The organism is Streptomyces rugosispiralis (assembly GCF_024505145.1).
Lineage (GTDB): Bacteria > Actinomycetota > Actinomycetes > Streptomycetales > Streptomycetaceae > Streptomyces > Streptomyces rugosispiralis.
This window is the reverse complement of record NZ_JANIAA010000031.1, coordinates 106,249-124,385: the sequence shown is the minus strand read 5'-3', so window position 1 is coordinate 124,385 and position 18,137 is coordinate 106,249. Positions and strand designations below refer to the sequence as shown.

The 18,137-nt window shown below is 64.3% G+C and carries 12 protein-coding genes and 1 pseudogene; 8 read left to right on the top strand and 5 right to left on the bottom strand.

Going from position 1 to position 18,137, the window contains the following annotated elements; all coding sequences use genetic code 11:
- A pseudogene (locus NP777_RS33815) lies at positions 1-590 on the bottom strand (ATP/GTP-binding protein); the annotation flags it as partial.
- A 918-nt stretch (positions 591-1,508) separates the two neighbouring features.
- On the opposite strand from NP777_RS33815, the gene NP777_RS33810 reads away from it, so the two are divergent.
- The 8 genes from NP777_RS33810 (at position 1,509) to NP777_RS33775 (ending at position 12,792) form a co-directional block, all read left to right on the top strand.
- A complete protein-coding gene (locus NP777_RS33810; protein ID WP_256653986.1) occupies positions 1,509-1,976 on the top strand; it encodes a hypothetical protein in 468 nt (155 codons plus the stop codon).
- A gap of 127 nt (positions 1,977-2,103) precedes the next feature.
- Positions 2,104-3,861 carry an ATP-binding protein gene (locus NP777_RS33805; protein WP_256653985.1) on the top strand — a complete coding sequence of 586 codons (1,758 nt, stop codon included), beginning with the start codon at positions 2,104-2,106 and terminating at the stop codon, positions 3,859-3,861.
- Between the two features lie 145 nt (positions 3,862-4,006).
- Entirely contained in the window at positions 4,007-6,178 is a 2,172-nt protein-coding gene (locus NP777_RS33800; protein WP_256653984.1) for a DNA sulfur modification protein DndB, read from the top strand.
- Positions 6,179-6,340: 162 nt separating this feature from the next.
- Complete coding sequence (locus tag NP777_RS33795; protein ID WP_256653983.1) at positions 6,341-7,915, top strand: hypothetical protein; 1,575 nt, start codon at positions 6,341-6,343, stop codon at positions 7,913-7,915.
- Complete coding sequence (locus NP777_RS33790; RefSeq protein WP_256653982.1) at positions 7,915-10,059, top strand: DEAD/DEAH box helicase family protein; 2,145 nt, start codon at positions 7,915-7,917, stop codon at positions 10,057-10,059. The genes NP777_RS33795 and NP777_RS33790 overlap by 1 nt, the downstream gene beginning before the upstream one ends.
- Before the next feature lie 8 nt (positions 10,060-10,067).
- Positions 10,068-10,274, top strand: coding sequence for a hypothetical protein (locus NP777_RS33785; RefSeq protein WP_256653981.1), 207 nt, complete (start codon positions 10,068-10,070; stop codon positions 10,272-10,274).
- Positions 10,271-12,325, top strand: coding sequence for an AAA family ATPase (locus NP777_RS33780; RefSeq protein ID WP_256653980.1), 2,055 nt, complete (start codon positions 10,271-10,273; stop codon positions 12,323-12,325). Before NP777_RS33785 ends, NP777_RS33780 begins: the two co-directional genes overlap by 4 nt.
- Positions 12,325-12,792, top strand: coding sequence for a DNA phosphorothioation-associated protein 4 (locus NP777_RS33775; protein WP_256653979.1), 468 nt, complete (start codon positions 12,325-12,327; stop codon positions 12,790-12,792). The genes NP777_RS33780 and NP777_RS33775 overlap by 1 nt, the downstream gene beginning before the upstream one ends.
- A 69-nt stretch (positions 12,793-12,861) precedes the next feature.
- Here NP777_RS33775 and dndE read toward each other — a convergent pair whose 3' ends face one another.
- The 4 genes from dndE to dndB are packed head-to-tail and all read right to left on the bottom strand — an operon-like array spanning position 12,862 to position 17,989.
- On the bottom strand, positions 12,862-13,242 hold the full coding sequence (dndE, locus tag NP777_RS33770) for a DNA sulfur modification protein DndE (protein WP_256653978.1): 381 nt from the start codon (positions 13,240-13,242) through the stop codon (positions 12,862-12,864).
- Entirely contained in the window at positions 13,232-15,259 is a 2,028-nt protein-coding gene (dndD, locus tag NP777_RS33765; RefSeq protein WP_256653977.1) for a DNA sulfur modification protein DndD, read from the bottom strand. The genes dndE and dndD overlap by 11 nt, the downstream gene beginning before the upstream one ends.
- Positions 15,246-16,829 (bottom strand): DNA phosphorothioation system sulfurtransferase DndC, encoded by a 1,584-nt coding sequence (dndC, locus tag NP777_RS33760; protein ID WP_256653976.1) that lies wholly within the window; start codon positions 16,827-16,829, stop codon positions 15,246-15,248. The genes dndD and dndC overlap by 14 nt, the downstream gene beginning before the upstream one ends.
- Positions 16,826-17,989 (bottom strand): DNA sulfur modification protein DndB, encoded by a 1,164-nt coding sequence (gene dndB, locus NP777_RS33755; RefSeq protein ID WP_256653975.1) that lies wholly within the window; start codon positions 17,987-17,989, stop codon positions 16,826-16,828. The genes dndC and dndB overlap by 4 nt, the downstream gene beginning before the upstream one ends.
- Between the last annotated feature and the right edge of the window lie 148 nt (positions 17,990-18,137).

Below are 18,137 nucleotides of genomic sequence, written 5' to 3'. Positions count from 1 at the left end.
CTGCGGGAACCGCCCCACCCGACGGGCCAGATGCACGAGGCCCCGCGCAGCCGTGGGAGCCAGCCGCCCCCAGCATCGACAACCTGCCGCATGCCCTCCAGGGAGCTTTCGAAGTTCCCAAGGTCCCGATCGCACTCCGCGGGGAAGTATCGCGGCAACTCCAGCAACCGCTCGGGCAAACGGTCCGATGCCAGAACGGTGTGGAGCTGCTCGGCGGTCCAGCCGCGGTGCCTGCGCTGGCGCTGTGCGATCGCGGACAGTGCGGCAACCAGCGCCTCCGCAGCACTGGCAATCACATTTCCGTCAGCCTCGGCAGGCGGAAGGGCGGGAAGCTCGATGGGCTCCCAGACGAAGTCGCCAACGTAGCGGAACGCCGCATCTGCCAGCCAGTCGAGGTCCAGCTCGTAATCACGGGCCAGCCTCATGCCCTGCCGCAAAGCAGCAACCAGGTGAAGGCGGTCTCCGGACGTCTCACGCCCCAGGGCGTCGAACGTCCGCTGCGCTGCTCTACGCCAGTCCGCCTCGCTCCAGCGGTCTTCGCTGGTGGAGTCGGCCTCCCGAACCGCTTCCCGGACCAGAGCCAGCGCCAAGGACTCGAAGTCACCGCCCGAACCCGGGACAGGTCCACCCTAACCGGCACCACCCGTCCCACCTGCGGGTCGAGCGGAGACCAGTCACTCTCGTGACGCTCGCTGTCCACCAGGTGCTCGGCCAGGGCACGCGACAGTGCGGACTTGCCGGTGCCACCCACCGTAGAAGACGACTACGTTGCGCCGAGGAGCCTCCAGGTCCTCTACATCGAACCCGGGCTCCTGCACCCACTGCGTGTGCCGTATGAGACTCGCGGCCACCGTGTCCCACTCATCGCGCCGGTCGGCGAAGAAGTCGACCGCCTTCAGCTCGCGATCATCAGAGCGGAACAAAGCACGTAAATCCGACCGAGCCACGTGAAACCACTCCTCGACAGGTGGATGAACTGAGCACGTGCAGTAGACAGGCACCTGACCGGCACAGATTCCCGGAGCAACGAGCAGCCATCGACACGGGAGCGAAACGGTCAGAGGGAGATCACCGGGCCAAGGCCATTGCCGCCCTGCGACGACCTCAGCAACCGTCCTTCATGCAACCTGAGGACTGATGCGACGACCTCCGGCGACCCTGCACCAGCAGCACATGCCGACCCGACTTGGGATGACGGAACATCAGTACGACGATGACAGCAGATTGGTCATGTCCAAGGCGCTGTACCTGCCAAGACGAGCCCAGATTGCCCATCAGCACGCGTGTGGGGCCAAGAAGTTACTTTGAAAAGTACCCAGCCACGCGCAAGAATCAGGCAGCTCACCCGACCTTGATTAGTAAGACCAACTCAGCAGCACCCAGACAACCCAGACCAGTTGTCAGCACCGGGCTCTACACTCGGCACGACAACTACATAGCACCGCCCTCCTCGCTCGCGAGCCACCGAACCGCTTGGGGCCCGCAAACAGACACCGGAGTGCACACCCATGATGAGTGACGCCGTCGTCACTGCTGTCCAACAGCTTCAATCTCAAGCCCTGCGCACCAGTGACGCCTACGGACTGGAACGAATCGAACGCGCCCTGGACGAGCTGATCCGCAAGCCTCAAGTCGACCAGCCGACGCCTTTCCTAATCCGCTCCGCCCTCGGTCATGCCTACGAGACGATCGAACGCCGGAAGGCGATCGCTCCGCACGCCGAGCTGCCGATTGGAGGTCAGGAACCCGGCTGCATCGAGACCGCCTACGACGAGATCGAGATGTGCGCCTGGGTCAGCGCGGAGCCTGGTCTCAAGGACACGGACCGGACACTGCTGACGCAACTCGTCCGAGGGCGGGACGCAGTGACGCTCGCCGAGCAGGAAGACGTTCCGGTGGCCAGGATGCGGGAGCGCATCAGTCGCTGCCGACGGCAGGCCCGACAGCTTTGGGCCGTAGTGGACCCTGCCGCTTGAGGGGCATCGGTTAGCAGTGCCTGACCCAGAGCCGCAGCAACACGCACCCACTCGAACTCTGGGCCAGGCCAACGCTCCACAGCCAGTGGCCTGCCCCACTCCACCTCCAACAGTCCGAGGAGTCGAAGTGACGACACACCCCCTCTTCCTGTCACCTGATGAGTTCCGTGGTGACCTCATCCAGGTCGACACCGCACTCGAGTCCATGCGAGACGCCGGCTTCGATCTCACCGCTGCCGCTGGCGAGCCTCTCGACAACTCCATCGAGGCGGACGCGACGATCTTGCGCCTGGAGCCCGTCTACTCGCCTGACAGGAAGTCGATCGAGCAGCTCATCTTCGCCGACAACGGGACGGGTATCGACCCCGCGATACTCCACCACGTGCTGTCCATGGGGTACAGCACCCGTTACGGCCAGCGCAAGGGTCTCGGTCGTTTCGGGGTGGGTCTCAAACTTGCAGGTCTCAGCCTCGGCGAGCGCATCGACATCTACACCAAGCGCGCCGGTGACCCACAGATCTACCACAGCTACTTCGACCTCCAGGAGATCCGTGAGGGCAAGCAGCGCTTCACGTCGACTTCCACGGTCGAGACGTGGCCCGCAGCCGCTGCGCCGCTGATGAAGGACACAACAAGCAGGGACCGTAACGGTAAGGGCAACGATTTCACATCCGGAACCGTCGTCGTCTTTGGGAAGATCGACCGCCTCGCTGGCGGGGGGCGCTACGGAACCGCGCTCCCGGAGAAGATCCAGGACCTGCGGAAGTTCATCGCGCGCGCCTACCGCAAGTACTTGGACACAGGTCGGACCATCGAGATCCAAGGCAAGAAGGTCACCCTGCACGATCCGCTGTTCCTGATGGACAACCCACGGATCATCGACAAGTACAGGCCGAAGGACCCCCGCGGGACGATCATCGAGGAAGCCGACCTCTTGGTGGACGGCGAGAAGGTGCACGTCACCGTCACCGTGGTCCCCGAAGAATTCCGCCCCTTCTCCGGCGCTGGCGGCAACTACGACTCCGTGGGCCAGGACATCCGCGAGTTTCAGATCAACAACGAGAACGCCGGCAAGGTCAGCATCTTGCGGAACGGGCGGGAGATCTACTACGACATCGTCCCCAAACTCATCGAGGGGGGACGCACTGACAAGGTGAACCGCTACGTCGGCATCGAGGTGAGCTTCCCAGCCGAACTGGATGAGTACTTCCAGGTCCGGCACGTGAAGCGTGGTGCTGAGCCTGTGAGCAAACTCCGTGAGGAACTGCGCAAGTGGCTGGAGCGGCCAGTACGCCAGGCACGGCGCGACATCCGAGCGTACTGGCAGTACCAGGACATCAAGCGCCGTGTCGAACAAGGTGAGCACGCCGGGAGTATGAGTATCGCCGAGGCGGCCGAGGCACAGCTCCCCAAGGGGCAGGCCGGGCGGACGGTCACCTCAGAGGAACAAGAAGAGGTGACCAGGCAAACGATCGACGACCTGGACCTCGATCCCGAGGAGGACGGCTACGCGGCTCGCGTAGCCCAGATCCGCGAGCTCATCGAGACGAAGCCCGTCTCTTTGTTGGGTTTCTCTTGGCCTGGCAAGGAGCTGCTCGACATCAACCACCTCAACGGAAAATCGCTCGTCAAGCTCAACAAGCGGCATGCCTTCTTCCGGGAGGTCTATGCGCCGATCAAGAAGGTTGCGGACGAGGGGGCTGAGGGCATGGCCCCTGAGGACGTGATCGACCTCGCCGGTCGGGCCAGGGACGCCATCGATCTGCTGATCATGGCCTTCGCCCGTGCAGAAGGCATGCACTCTGACACCGACCAGTTCGATGGCCTGCGCAGCTACTGGGGCATCTTCACGGACGCATACCTCAAGGAACGCTTCAAGGAGTGAGGGAGGTCGGTTACCGACACGGGCACAGGTATGTCCCAATTCAGGCAAAGGTGGCCATCGAAGGGGATTCGTATGGTCAACTCGACGACCTGCACGCGCCATGCGCACCATATGCGGAGGGGGAAGTAGTAAGTCTATGTACGGAATGGGATCGCAACCGAGGTTCCTGGACCATGTGCAGGGCACGTGGGGCAGCTTCACGACGCCCGCGGGACGCGTCGACTACATCATGACCAAGGCGCGGCTCGGTGAAGACGCCAACGACCCCGAGCGCCGCCTCACCAAGAGCCTCGCTCCGGTCCGCGAAGTGATGGAGGCCGGGGACCTCGACTTCAACCAGTTGCTGCAGCGGGACCTGGACGATCACCGTGTCGCGGTCCAACTGATCCCCTATCTCATGAACGAGCAGGCGAACGGGCCGGCCTTCTTCCCACCCGTGGTGGCGGTCCTGCTGCCCTTCCGCAGCAAACGCCCCTCCCGCTTCGCTCCCCTCGAAGCCGAACCCGTCCTCGTCCCGGATGATGGAGCGGAGTGGCTGCAGCAACGCGCCGGGGATTCGTTCCAGGTACAGCGCCTGGCGCCGGGCGGCCAGCTCCACCCCGGCAGCATCGGGAAGTTGTGGTGGAACAGCGCCGAGGCCCAGCTCGTGGTCCTCGACGGCCAGCACCGCGCGATGGCACTCCTCGCGGTCGAGCGCACCATGACCAAGAGCTGGCAGGGTTCCAGCGGTGCCAAGTACCGCTCTTTCTACGAGCACCAGGTCCAACAGCTGCTGGACGAGCGGGGCGGCGTCGTCGACCTGAGCAGAGTCGAGGTGCCGGTGACAGTGTGCTGGTTCCCAGAGCAGACAGGCGAGCATGCCAAACCGCACGAGGCGGCCCGCAAACTCTTCGTTGACGTCAACAAGGAGGCTCGACCGCCTTCGGAGGCGCGCATCATCCTGCTCTCCGACGCCGAGCTCAAGAACATCCTCACTCGGCGCCTCCTCAGCGAGCTGCGCGGTGGCGACCGCGGCGAACTCCTGCCGCTGTACGCGGTCGAGTACGACAACCCGCAGGTCAATGCCAGCCGACCGGCCCGCTGGTCGGTTCTGACAAGCATTACCGTGCTGAAGGCGATCGTCGAGCGCCTCCTCTTCGGTCCGGCGCGGCAGTTGCAGAACGTCACCTCCAAACCGGGGCCGGGGCGACCCAACGTTCGCGAGCAGGACGGCTTCCTGCGCTCTCAGCTTGAGGTCGCGACGCTCTTCGATGAGGTGATCGATGACGGCGGCTTCCCGTACCAGCGCGATGAGCTCGGCAACGGCAGCTTCCCTCTGGGGCAAGTCGATACCATCACCGATCGCTTCGCAGCCACGTGGGGACGCGCCATCCTGACACTGTTGTCGACCACAACCCCCTACGCAGCGCACGCGAGGGCCCTGACGGGTCTGAAGGAATCCTGGCACCGCGACGACAGCAGCCTGACCCTCGCCTACGACGCGCTCTTCAGCGGTGTCGGCGTCTTCTGGACCCTGCGGGCCAGTCACGACGACTTCATCGAGAAGAAGGCGGACGGTGGCAAGCCCAGCAAGTCGGACGTCATCGTCGCTTGGGAGTCCCTGGACAAGCGAGAGCAGGACTTCGAACAGCTCCGGGCGAAGGAGTACCTCGACTCGGCCACGTCGAACAACATTAAGCGCTCCAAGGCGGCGTTCGCCGTCTTCAACACCCAGGCCTGCCAGATCGGGCAGATGCTGACCCTGGGCACACTCTGGGAGCTGCGCAAGCAGCAGGGATCAGTGGACCTCAGCGAGCTACCCGCCTTCGCCTCAGCCCTCGTCGACGGTTGGAACGCATACTTCACCCAGGAGCACGGCAAGGGCCGGGACCGTAAGGTGGCCTTCAGCAACAGCAAGAGCGACATCACCAACCCGCTCAACCAGATCAGCAACATGGACACGCCCCAAGCGGTCTACTTCCGCTACTTCTGGATGCAGGCTCTGGACACGCCAGCGGCCTGGGAGCACGTCAGCCCGTGGTTCCCGGATCGACACGACTTCTCCGAGACCTTGCACGCGGCGCGCGCCTTCTATTTGCAGTTGCTGATTCGTCAGAACCTCGGTGCTTTGAAGACCAGTCGCCCCGGTACCCCCCAGACTAAGCTGGAGCCGCTCGCAGAGGAAATGTCCCACAAGGCGCTGATGCGGGCCCTCCGCGACTGGTTCTACCTGGATGAGGAGCGGTACCGCCGCTGGGCTGCCTCCCTGAAGGTGCCGTCGCAGCGCTCGAGGGAGGACTCGTTGGAGGCGGGGGCGACCACAGCTACCGAGGAGTAGACGGCGACCGCATAGACAAGGTCGGCCTCGTGCACCCGCTCCCAGGGGGCGAGTGCGGGGTTCAGCGGGTGCACGCAGCGTGTGTGCACCCAGGGGATAGCCGTACGGGGCTGCACTGGGGGCCGCGTACCGGTCGAGTAGCGGGGACGAGCGGGGTGGAAAGTGGACAAGATCGCGAAGTGGTACCGCGGGTTGCACGACCTGGAACAGATCATCGTCGAGGAACACGTCTGCGCCACTGATCCCAGGCCGCTGGACTCGCTCGCATCGGAGCTGCACACCTTCAGGCACGTCATCCACCGGCGTCGGAACGATCTGCCGCAGTCCCTGCAGGACGTCATCGAGGAGGACGCAGGGTTGCGCCACGCTGTTGCGGTCGTCGAACGCGAAATCGCCCACCCGGTCATTGAGGAGGACTTGACCTCTCGATACCCGCAGCTCGCCGTGGAGGTCACGGACGACGGTGGTCTCACCGTCCTCGATCTCCTCTGCGGGCTCATTTGGCCTGGTTCCAGGAGGGACGGGTGGGTCTTCGACGGAGACATCCAGCGCGAGCAGCAGAAGACACTGGATGCCCTGAACATGGAGCCTGACGAGACCATGGCGTTGGGGACAGCGGAACGGCTCCTGCGGGACGCTGGCGTGCGGATCGGGTCTGAGCAGAGCCGCCTGCGCCGATGGCTGGCACGGTCGGGTCTCCTCGTCATGACCCACCAAGTGGTGTCCCTCAGCACCGACCCCCGTGGAGTCAGCGCTTCGCATGCCCTGGTCAGCCGCGATGCTGCCCCCGCGTCGATCACGTCCGCGAAGGTTCCTCATCAGCACTACACGGATGTGGAGTCGGGGACCCCCCATGAGGAGCACGGCGACGTTGCCGATCCTCTGTGGGGAGCGCTCGCCCGCCTGCGAGCACTGTACGTGGAGCAGGGAGTGGTCGACGACCTCGGCACCTTCTTGCTCAACGCCGAACGCCTGCAGGGTGAGCTGCAGCAGCTCGCCCGTCAGGTGAGCGGGGCATACGTCGGAGAGGACGGACGATGGTGCCTCGGCGTGGGTGACGTCGAGGTCCCGGTCCCCGCAACGAGTGCTCCCGCGCGCCGTCTCGGGACGACACCGGACTCGGTAGTCCCGACCGTGTGTCCTGACAGCGGCGTAGAAACGACCGTGCCGACGGACCAGGCGCCCCGGACTGCGCAGTCCAACGGTGCGACAAGGCCGGGCGACGCCGCGTCCACGGCCCCAGCTGCGAGCGACACGACGGTCATGGACACCGTCGAATCAGCACTCGTGGAGGCGGGGCACCCACTGTCCACGCAGGATCTGAGACACCGCTGTGCCCCGACCAGGAGGCTGACGCCGCTGAGGCGGGAGCTCGACGCCGACATTCGTTTTCACCGCAGCGACCGCGACACGTGGGCTCTCAGTGAGTGGGGTATGCCCGTCTACAAGCCGCTCCGGGAGCTCGTCGCCGACATGGTGGACGAAGCTGGGGGCGCAGTGCCCTCTTATGAGGTGATCAAGAAGCTGACCAGGGATTTCACCATCAAGGAGTCAAGCGTGAGGCAGACCATGTCCTCCGCCCCGTTCACCTCACGCGGGGGCGTTGTGCGCCGCTTGTCCGACGTAGGGCCCGAGCAGAGGCGCTGGCAGCAGCCGACGAGCAAGGCCGCCTCAGTCACTGCGGACCACGTGCCCTCCGCCGTCGAGCTGATGAAGGACATGGGGCTGGACTTCTGATGACTACCACCACCTACCTCCGAGACTGTGACCTGCGCGGTGACTACCGCAGCGACCGCAGTGACGTCGTTGCGGACCTCTACGTCCCGGCCCTGCGCGCAGCCGACCGGTACGACCGCGCCGTCGGCTACTTCACCGCCTCCGCCCTCGCCGTGCTCGGAGAGGGGCTGAACCATTTCACCGAGCGGGGCGGCACGATGCGTCTCGTCGCTTCACCGTATCTCCAGCCAGACGACATCGCGGAGATCGAGAGCGGTTACGCATTGCGTACCGTGCTGGAGAAAGCAGCTCTCCGTGACCTCGAACGCGCCGTGCAGGACCCGCGGGCGGCGAAGGGCCTGGGAAAACTGGGCACGCTCATTGCCGAGGGCCGACTCGACATCAAGCTCGCCTACGTGGCTTCGGGCAATCGCGTCGGCATGTACCACGAGAAGATCGGCCTCTTCCGGGACGCACATGATCTCGTCGCTTACAAGGGGAGCGCCAACGAGACGCTGTCCGGGCTGGTTGGGAACTTCGAGGCCATCGAGGTCTTCCGCAGTTGGGACGACCGGGACCGCGAACGGGCCCTCCGCATCAGCCGGGACTTCGACGATCTGTGGCACGACCGCACGCCCATGCTGCGGGTCATGCCGTTCACCGACGCAGCCACGGTCATCATCGAACGGTGCGCCCGCGAGGCACCCGACCAGACCAGTGCGGACGAGGTCCCGGCAAACGGCGCTCCGATCTCCATTACGCCACAGGACTCCGCCGGAATGCTCACAATTCCCGCGGAACTCCGATTCCGTGGCTACCAGAAGGAAGCGGTGAAGGCCTGGATCACCAACCAAGGCCGGGGCATTTTCCGCATGGCTACCGGCACGGGCAAGACCCTGACCGCCCTGGCGGCGGCGACCCAATTGGGCAAGGCACTGCGCGGGCAGGGTCAGCCCCTCCTCACCGTGGTGGTCGTGCCCTACCAGCACCTGGTGGACCAGTGGGCGGCGGACGTCACCTGGTTCGGTGTGACGCCGGTACGGGCTTACGAGTCCACTGACAGCTGGTACCGGAGGGCCTCCCACCTGCTCGACGCCCTGGCGTTGGGTGCCGCCCGAGGCGGCGTCGTCATCACCACCAACAAGACTTTTGGGGAGGCCGCATTCCAAGGCGTACTCGACAGGTACAGGGGACGTCTGCTGTTGGTCGCCGACGAGGTGCACAACCTCGGCGCCAGGCATTTGCGGACCGTGCTGCCCGAGAGCGCATCGTTTCGCTTGGGGCTCTCGGCCACGCCTGAGCGATGGTTCGACGACGAAGGGACAGCCGCCCTCACCGGGTACTTCGGCGACGTCGTCTTCGAGATGGGCATCGGCGATGCCATCCGAGCCGGGGCGCTCTGCCGCTATAGCTACACGCCGGTCGTGGTCGAACTTGATGCGTTGGAGACCGAACTGTACGTCGAGGTGACCGAGAAGATCGCCAAGGTCCTGGTCACGCAGGAATTCACCGATGAGGCGGACGACGACAGCCCGCTAGGTGCACTGCTCCGCAAGCGGGCCAACATTTTGGGCCATGCTCGCGGCAAGCTCGACGCCATCAGGGAGCAGGTAGCAAAACGTCACGATGACTGGTACCAGCTGCTGTACTGCGCGGAGGGCCGTCATCCCCTCAGCTACGAGGATGGCGTGCCCGACGAGCCCACACAACTGGACCAGGCACTGGACCTCGTCGGCAACCAACTGCGCATGTCAGCAGCGCGCTATACCTCTGAAACGCCCCGGTCCGAGCGGAAGGAGGTCCTCAGGCGCTTCACCGACCGCGAGCTCAAGGTCATCGCGTCCATGCGGTGTCTCGACGAAGGTGTGGACGTCCCAGCGGCCCGGACCGCGTATCTGCTAGCCAGCTCGTCCAACCCACGCCAGTTCATTCAGCGGCGCGGGCGCGTGCTCCGGCAGGCGCCCGGGAAGCAGCGGGCGGACATCGTCGACTTCATCGTCGTACCGCCCGAGGACGCCACCTGGATACGGCGCGAGACCGAGCGCCGCATGGTCCGCCGCGAACTGACTCGCGTCACCGAGTTCGCCCACCTCGCCGACAACGAAGCCGAGACTCTCGACATCCTGCGGCCGCTCCGCATCCGTTATGGACTTCTCGATGCCTGACCATCCCCATGACCGACCCGAAAACCACACCACTTGCCGGAGGGGTTCCCTTGAGTGACCAGAGGACAGCGGAGGCGATCCTCGGCGCGCTGTCGCCGGAGGCAATGAAGCTCGCCAAGAACGTCATGGGACTGGAACGGGAGAACCTGCACATCAAGAACCCGACGATGCTCGTTCAAAAGATCGTCGATGCGACGCGGGAGCTGACGAAGTGAAGCTCCTCAAACTCACCCTCGACAACTTCCGTGCCTTCTATGGCCGTCAGGTCCTTGAGCTCGACGTCGACGACGACAAGCCGACCGTCCTCGTCTTCGGCAACAACGGTGCTGGCAAGACGACGCTTCTCAACGCCTTCACCTGGGCCCTTTACGGGACGTTCTCCGCCGACGTGGAGCAGCAGCATCGTGTGGTGCACGACCAGAAGTGGGCGGACACGGGCTTCGGGGAGCCCGTGAGTGCCTCCGTCAAGCTGGAGTTCGAGCACGATGGCACTATCTTCGCCGTCCTGCGTGAGGTTTCGGTGGTCAAGGACGCCGATGAACAAGGTCCAGTGACACCGCGGCTCGTTGTCACCGAGGTGCGCCGCGGTGAGAGTCACCAGGTCCCGAACGGTCAAGATCGCATCGAGAAGATCCTGCCGGAAGCCCTGCGACGTTTCTTCTTCTTCAACGGTGAGCGCATGGAAAAGATGTTCACTGCTGAGGAGAACAACGGTGAGGTCAAGCAAGCGATCAAGACGCTCCTAGGGCTGGAGGCCATCGAGCGCGCGATCAACGATCACCTGCCGAAGGCTGCTCGGCGGCTGGCCAAGGAGCTGGGCAAGGACGGCGGCACCCGTCTACAGCAGTTGCGCGACGATCAAGAGCAGCTGGAACAGCGTCAGATGGACACCCGCGAGCGGGCGCTCGAGGTGTCGCGGGACATCAGCAGTTACAAGGCTCAGGTCGAGGCGATGGAGCGGGCGCTCCGGGACAATGAGCAGGCCGCGCCGCTTCAGAAAGAACGCCAGCGAATCGGCAAGCAGACAGCTGACGAGCAGGTGCGGCTACAGGAACGGCTAGCCCGCAAGCGAGACCTCCTATCGAAGGGGGGCTTCCTGGCCTTCACTGGTGGGGTCGATGAAACAGTTATCGACCTCGCCGACGGGATGCGCCGTCGGCGTGAGCTGCCCGCCGGCATCCAGCGGGACTTCATCGACGGCCTGATAGAGGAGGGCCGGTGCATGTGCGGCACCCCTGTTGCGCCCGGCTCACCAGCATTCGAAGAACTTGACAAGCGTCGCTACAACGCCGGCCTTGCTGATGTCGAAGCCCGCTGGATGTACGTCAGTGGTCAGATGAAGCACCTGGGGGACGCACGCCGAGCCCTGCTGGAGGAGCTGCGTCAGTCCGCCGAGGACATGCAGGCATGTGAGGACACCATTGCACGTCTCGATGCCGAAAGGAGCGAGGTCGACCGGCAGCTCCAAGGTGTCGACGTGCAGGATGTGCAGCGCCTGGAGCAGAACCGCAAGGAGTACGACGAGAAGCGCATAGCTGCCATGTCGGAGCACCGGCGTCTCGAGGAGATTGTTGCCGAGCTTGACCTGGAAATCGAGAAGGTCAAGCGGCGCTTCCGCTCCGCCGAGGCGGCCGACGAAGAGTCCCGCAGGGTGCAGCAGCAGGTCAACCTCGTCAACGAGGTCTTGGATGCCTTCAGCGAGGTCCTAGAGGTGAAGACCGAGGAGGTACGCCTCCGTCTTGACGCGAAAGTCAAGGAGGTGTTCTCTCGCATCTACATCAAGTCGCACACCCCGGTACTCACACCCGCCTTCGAGCTGCAGCTGACTTCGCCCGCAGGCGTGGCCATCCGCAGCACCGGTGAGAACCAGGTACTGGGGCTCTCCTTCGTCGGCGCCGTCTCCGAACTGGCCCATGAGATCCACGAGCGCAAGAACAACAACAGTGAGGAAATCCTCGATGAGGGCGGCATATACCCGGTCGTCATGGACGCGCCCTTCGGCAGCCTCGACCTGACTTACCAGGAGGACATCTCCGCGGCGCTGCCTAAACTCACCTCGCAGATCGTCACGCTGCTGTCGCAGTCTCAGGCACGCGGCAAGGTCATGGAGCACCTGCAGGGCGCCGCGACCCGGATGTACGTCCTCCGCTCAGTGACGCCCAACAGGGACGCTGCCGAGGAGACGATCGAGATCAACAACCGCACCGTCCCGTACGTGACGCACGGCGACTTCGAGCGCACCCTTCTGGAAGAGGTGACCGTCTGATGGCAGCCGAAGATCGCTTCCGTAGGCCAGCGGTACACGAGCAGTTGCTCAGTGACCTGACCGGCAAGGACGGCCCCTTCCGCGCCATGGTCGACGCCCTGATGTTCGCCGCGGCCCTCGGCCGCCGGAAGGGCAAGCCCGCCCCCTTCGACAAGGCTGGCGAGTCAATCCGCCTGGCTCTCATGGACGGCAGGCAGTACGGCGATGTCCTCATCGACATGATTGCCGCGGCAGAAGCTCACGACGACCCGAAAATCCTGGCCGATGAGCGCCTGGCGGAGCGGATCAAGATCTTTGAGGAGTATGCCAATGCCGGTCTCAACTTCATCCAGGGCGAGCTGAACACCAGCGGCAGCCGCGACCTGGTCACCATTGTCAGCTCCCTCGTCATGGACGCACTCACCTCCCCCTCGGAGAAGGAAGACGACTTGGCTCAGTTGCTGCAGTTTGCGGACCTCGACGGGTAGTGCAACAAGCCGCTCACAGGGTGGGGGCCGGCAGCTGAGCCGCTGGTTCCCACCCTGTGAAAAGCACGGTCACTGCTTCACCAGGGAGCCGACGAGCCCTTCGACGGTGGCCATCCCCTTGTGACCGCCGAGGTAGCCGACCCCACGGTGCAGGTGGACCACGAGTGCCTTGGCCACGTTCTCCTCGGTCGGCTCCTCGCCGTCGGCGAGACAGCGCTGTTTGAGGAGTGCCAGGTAGATGTCGCCGTGCTGACCGGTGAAGGTCCTCCACGACATCTCGACGTTGGAGTCCGTGACGATCTCCTTCACCAGGGGCGTCGACGGGTCCTTGAGGGAGAGAGCGAGGGCCCAGCGGCACAGAACGTTCCACTGGGTGATGCCTGTAGTGCGTTTCAGCCAGACCAGCCGGTCCTTGGCCGACTGGGAGAGCCGGACATTCTCAAGCGACATGCGGGGCTCCTGTGGTCCACCAGTAGCCCTCGACGACACGAGTGGTGAATTCCTTGTCGTCGTGGGCAAGGGTGTACATGCGGGCGACGGACTTCTTCAGGCGTCCCAGCAGGTACTCGTCGATCTCCTCATCAGTGGAGAGCAGCAGGACCTGTTCGCTGGCGTTCGGGAAATACCGGTCCACGAGGTGCTCGCGGTGCTTGCTGTCGAGGCGTCCCAGCGGGGTGTCAATCACACTGGGCAGGCGGTTGCCCGCCACCTTCATCAGTCCCCACAGCAGGGAGACCGCGAGCAGCTGACGTTCACCGGCGCTGAGGCGCCCCGGGTCGATGGGCTCCCCCTCCTCGTCCGACAGGGTCAGCGTGAACTTGTCGGTGTCGATTCGGAGGTCCTTGACCAACCCCTGCTTGCGCATGAGTTCCTTGAAGCTCTGGAGTACGGCGACCTCCAAACGACTGATGTGCCGCTGCAGGAGCGCCCCACCGAAGCGGTCCAGGGTGGCCCGCGCCTTCTCCGAGTACTTGATGATCCGCTCGACCTCCTCCGCCTTGACCTTGGTGCGGACGAAATCGTTGTGGGCGCGTTTCAGGGAGGCCGTGATGTCCTCCCGCCGGCGCTTCAGTTCTTCCAACCGCTGGCTACCGCGGTCGCACTCCGCCTGCACGCGCGCGACCTCCTTCAGCTGTTCCGCGCGGGCGGTCTGGATCGCCTCCACCTTGCTTTTCTCCGGCACACCGGCGAGCTGACGGTCTAGCTCGTCCAGGTGCTCCGCCGTCGTCGCGGCCAACGCCAGGAGCTCCGTTGCCCGGGCACGGTCCCTATCCAACCCCTCGTTCAAGATGGACAGCTGCGCCAGCGCGTCATGCGGCAGGTCGAAGTCCACCGGAAGTGCCGTGGCCTGCGCGCGTCGCGTTCGATCGGCCTCCAGCTCCTCCAGGACAGTGGCCCGTGCCGCTTCGGGCAGTAGGTCAAGCAGCCACTGGTCCCGCTCGGCCAGGACGTCGAGTACCTGTCCCGCCTCCGCCGCCGCCTGCTCCTGCTCGGCCTGCTTACGGACGTCCTTGATCTGGGCGTCCAACATCAGCAGCGGGAGGGGGCCAGCCGCCACCTGGACCAAGGCTGCGCGGGCTTCGGCCAGCTGACCGGCGACCTGCTTACGCTCCGTCTCCAACTCCACCCGACGTTCGAAGAGGCCACCGCCCTCCTTCTCGAAGGCACGCTCCAACGTCTCCAGCTTCCGCTTCGCCTTGGCGAGGTCGGATCGGCGGTGGGCCAGATCCTGGTGCACGACCTCCACCTCCTTCTGAACGGTTTCACGCTCCTGTTCCTGAGCGTGAATCACGTCCATGAGGTGTTGATCCTCATCGGACAGCTTCTGCCGACGCTGGAGAGCGAGGAGGTCCGTACGGAGCTGTTGCACCGTGCTCACACCGAGCAGCGAGTGGACAGCCGACTCAATCACCGATGCGGCCCTCTCGGGGTCCGCCAGCGACTCGATCTTCTCACCGTCGAAGAACGACAGGGAGGCGATCTCCAGCGGGAGCAGGTCCTCTACGTGGTCGGCCCACCCTTCGCTGAGCAACCGGTTGAACTTGCCCTGCGGGGTCACTCTCCTACCCGACCGGCTCTTCTCCCCGTACTCCTCGTCAACGTAGACGTTGAGGAACTCCTTGAGCGACTTCCCGCTCGTGTGCCAGCTGCGGACGACCCTGTAGTAGTGCTCACGACCGTCCATGACGACCGTGAACTCCAGGGTTACGGAAGAACCTCGCGATGGGTCGGCCTGACGGTTGATGCTCTCCCGCAGGAACATCTCGTAAGGCTTGCTCCCCCTCCCGCTGCACCGGGCTCGCGGGCCGTAGAGCGCCAATTGGATGGCGTCGAGGAGGGTCGTCTTGCCGCACCCGTTAAGGCCGCCGATCAGCACGATCGGCTTCTTCTTTCGCGGGGTGAGGTCGAGCGACTGCCTCCCGCGGTAGGCCCCGAATTCCTCCAGGGTGAGCTTACGCAGGAGCATCGAGCTCGTTCTCCCCATCCAAGGTCAGGTTCTGCGCGAGGTCGTCGCGCCACTTCTTCTTGCGCTGAGCGAAACCAACGGCGTCGTTGTGGTCCTCGTAATATCCCTTCGCGACCGCCCCCTCCAACGCCTGGAAGAGGCCCGCGCGGCGCGTCATCGTACGGTACTTGCGCTCGACCGAGAGCAGTTCCCGAACCATGTCGTAGTGCAGCTGGTCATCATCACAGGCATCCTTGAGCAGCTCCATCTCGTCTGCCCCCATGACGAGCTGCTCGTCGAGGGGCCCGCCAGGGAACTCCTCGCCGGTGGCATCCTGATAGATACGGGGCAGGGAGTCTTCGACCTCGTGCTTGTCGAACACCCAGATACGCCGGATCTCATGCAATTCGTCCAAGGTGATCAACTCGATTCCCTGGACGTGTTCGGGCGCGTTGGCCCGGATCCACGTCTGCGCCGACAGCAGCTCCCGCAACCAGTCTTCACGGAATTCCTGAAGGTAGGGACCGTGGATCGCATCGTCGTTGAACAGCATCACCTTGCCGTTCATCCGCCGGAAGTCACGGGCGGGCTTGTCCGGACGCGGATGGGGGAGTTTCTTGCCCTTCCGGAAGTCGGGGTCGTCTTCGCTCTCGACGAAGCCGAACGGTGAGTCCAGCTTGTCCCGGAGCTGGAGCAGCGGCAGCATCCACTCCTTCTCTTCGTCGTTCTGGATCATCGCGGACATTGACTTGTCCTGTTCGACCAGCGTGCACGTCCAGCAACCGAAGCGGCTGGAGCCACAGGACGGCGTGGTCGAGTCCACGACCAGCGGGCATTCGCCGTCCGCAGAGGCACCTTGGTACATCGTGAGAAGGTCCTGGTTGTTGTATCCCCAGGGGTTGGGTTCCTGCATCAGGAACTCCCACACATCGTCGTTGGTCCAGTCCTCGACCGGGCTGTAGACGAGGGAGTTCGGCAGGTTGGCGTTGGGGGAAAGACGGTCCCGCACACGGCGCCTCTCGTGCTTCTCCATGGCGCGCGCACGTGCCTGGCTCTCGGTCTTCCGAATGCCGAGGACCATGATGGCCTCGCCGTGCTCGGCGACGACACTCCGGATGAACGCGTTGGACGGCTTGATCTTCAGCCGTTCGGTGCACCACCGGAACTTCGGGCGCGGCGCCGGGTAGCCGCGACCGATGAGGTTGACCCAGAAGGTGTCCTTTATCGCCGGCGTCAGCCTGTGTGGCACGACGGGGAGTTGCTGCTCGGAGGCGGCCTGCTCCATTGCGGTGAGGGACGATGTGACCCAGGCCGCGACCACGGGGTTCTCGACCAGAGTGTCGGTGCTGATGACGTGCACTGTCTTGGTGCGCTGCTCCGGAGGCAGCTCCTTCAATGCCATCCACACGAGTTGCAGGACCGCCGTGGAGTCCTTGCCACCGCTGTAGCCGATCACCCACGGGACCTCATCCGCCGTGTAGAGCTCCCGCACCTCCTCGCTCAGTTCGTCGACGACCTCTGTGAGGGAGCGTCCACCGAACGGTTTCCGCGGCACCGGAGTGATGTCCAGGGGGAGGGGGATCATTGTCATGCGTCGCCTCGCAGGTAAGCGTCCTCCACCCGCCGCTCCTCAGGACTGAGTCCCAGGCCCAGGTGGTTACGCAGATAGTTGACAGTGAGGGTGACGTTCTGGTGGCTCTTGGAGACGCGCCCACCCACGATGGCACGCCCTTCCCAGTCGCCGTTCGACCGCGACCAGTCCACCTTCTTCAATGGAGTGAGTCGCCGCTTCCACTTCGAGGGAGCGGTGGAGTCCCGCAACAGCGAGTTTCCGATACGACCCAATGCGTGGAGTGCTATGCCGTGGCTGTGGATGAAGTCACGACGCATCTCCGAGGCTGAGAGTTCACGCGTCCGCACGGCCGCCCACTCGGGGAGGAGCTTGTCCACCGCCTCCCAGTAGGACTGGGCCAGGTCAGCGCCCTCCTTCGGCTCGACGTCCAAGCCCTGCAGGAGGGCCTGGGTGCCGTAGTAGAGGGCGCTCAGGGTGAACATCTTACGGGACCGCGCCGAGAGGTTACTCTTCTCCATCTCGACGTAGCCCTTGAACACCGCCGAGCGGCCAGCGACGGTGCGGGCGATCTGCGCCTCGCCGTCGCGGTGATCGTAGAGGACACCAATGGACCTCGCTGGCCGTACGGCGTGCCGGTTGAGGTCGGCGAACATCTGCTGCGAGCGGGCCAGCCCCGCGTCGTGGAAGAAGACGACCGCGATCGTTTCATCCCCGAGGTCGGGGTTCTCCTTCAGTGCCAGCTCGATCGCCGCCCGACGATGCTGCCCATCGTTGATCAGGAATCGCGAAGCCATCGGAATGCGCAACTGGCCCGTACGGAACGCCGTCCCGTCCACACCGGCGCTCTCGAAGTCCATGTCACCGTCGACCGATGCGGTCAGGGCGCTGAACACGTAATCCTCTGGGTTGTCCAGGACGTACTTCGTGAGAGCAGGAAGCCGCCCCTTGTTGAGCATGCGCTGGGCGCGCAGTTCCGGGGAAAGCTCATCCTCATCGAAGAGGAAGATCTTCGGTATCAGCCTCAGCGGGCACATCGAGACGTAATACTCACGCCCTGCCTGGATGCCACGAATCGCCGGAAATGTGTAGTCGAACCCCGTCGAGGTACGTGGAGGAACGTCTCTGGTCGCTGCTGCCGCTGCTTCGATTCCCACCCCGCCAACCTTAGCGTACGTCACCTTCTTAACGTACGCTTCCCCCTAACTTCGCGTACATGATCCACGTGATCGGTGCCCACTCGACCACGTCGACGCGCAGAGATGGGAACCGGCTTGGCTACCCCAAAATTTCGTGCCGCACCATGTCGTTCAGTGCACATGGTCCAGG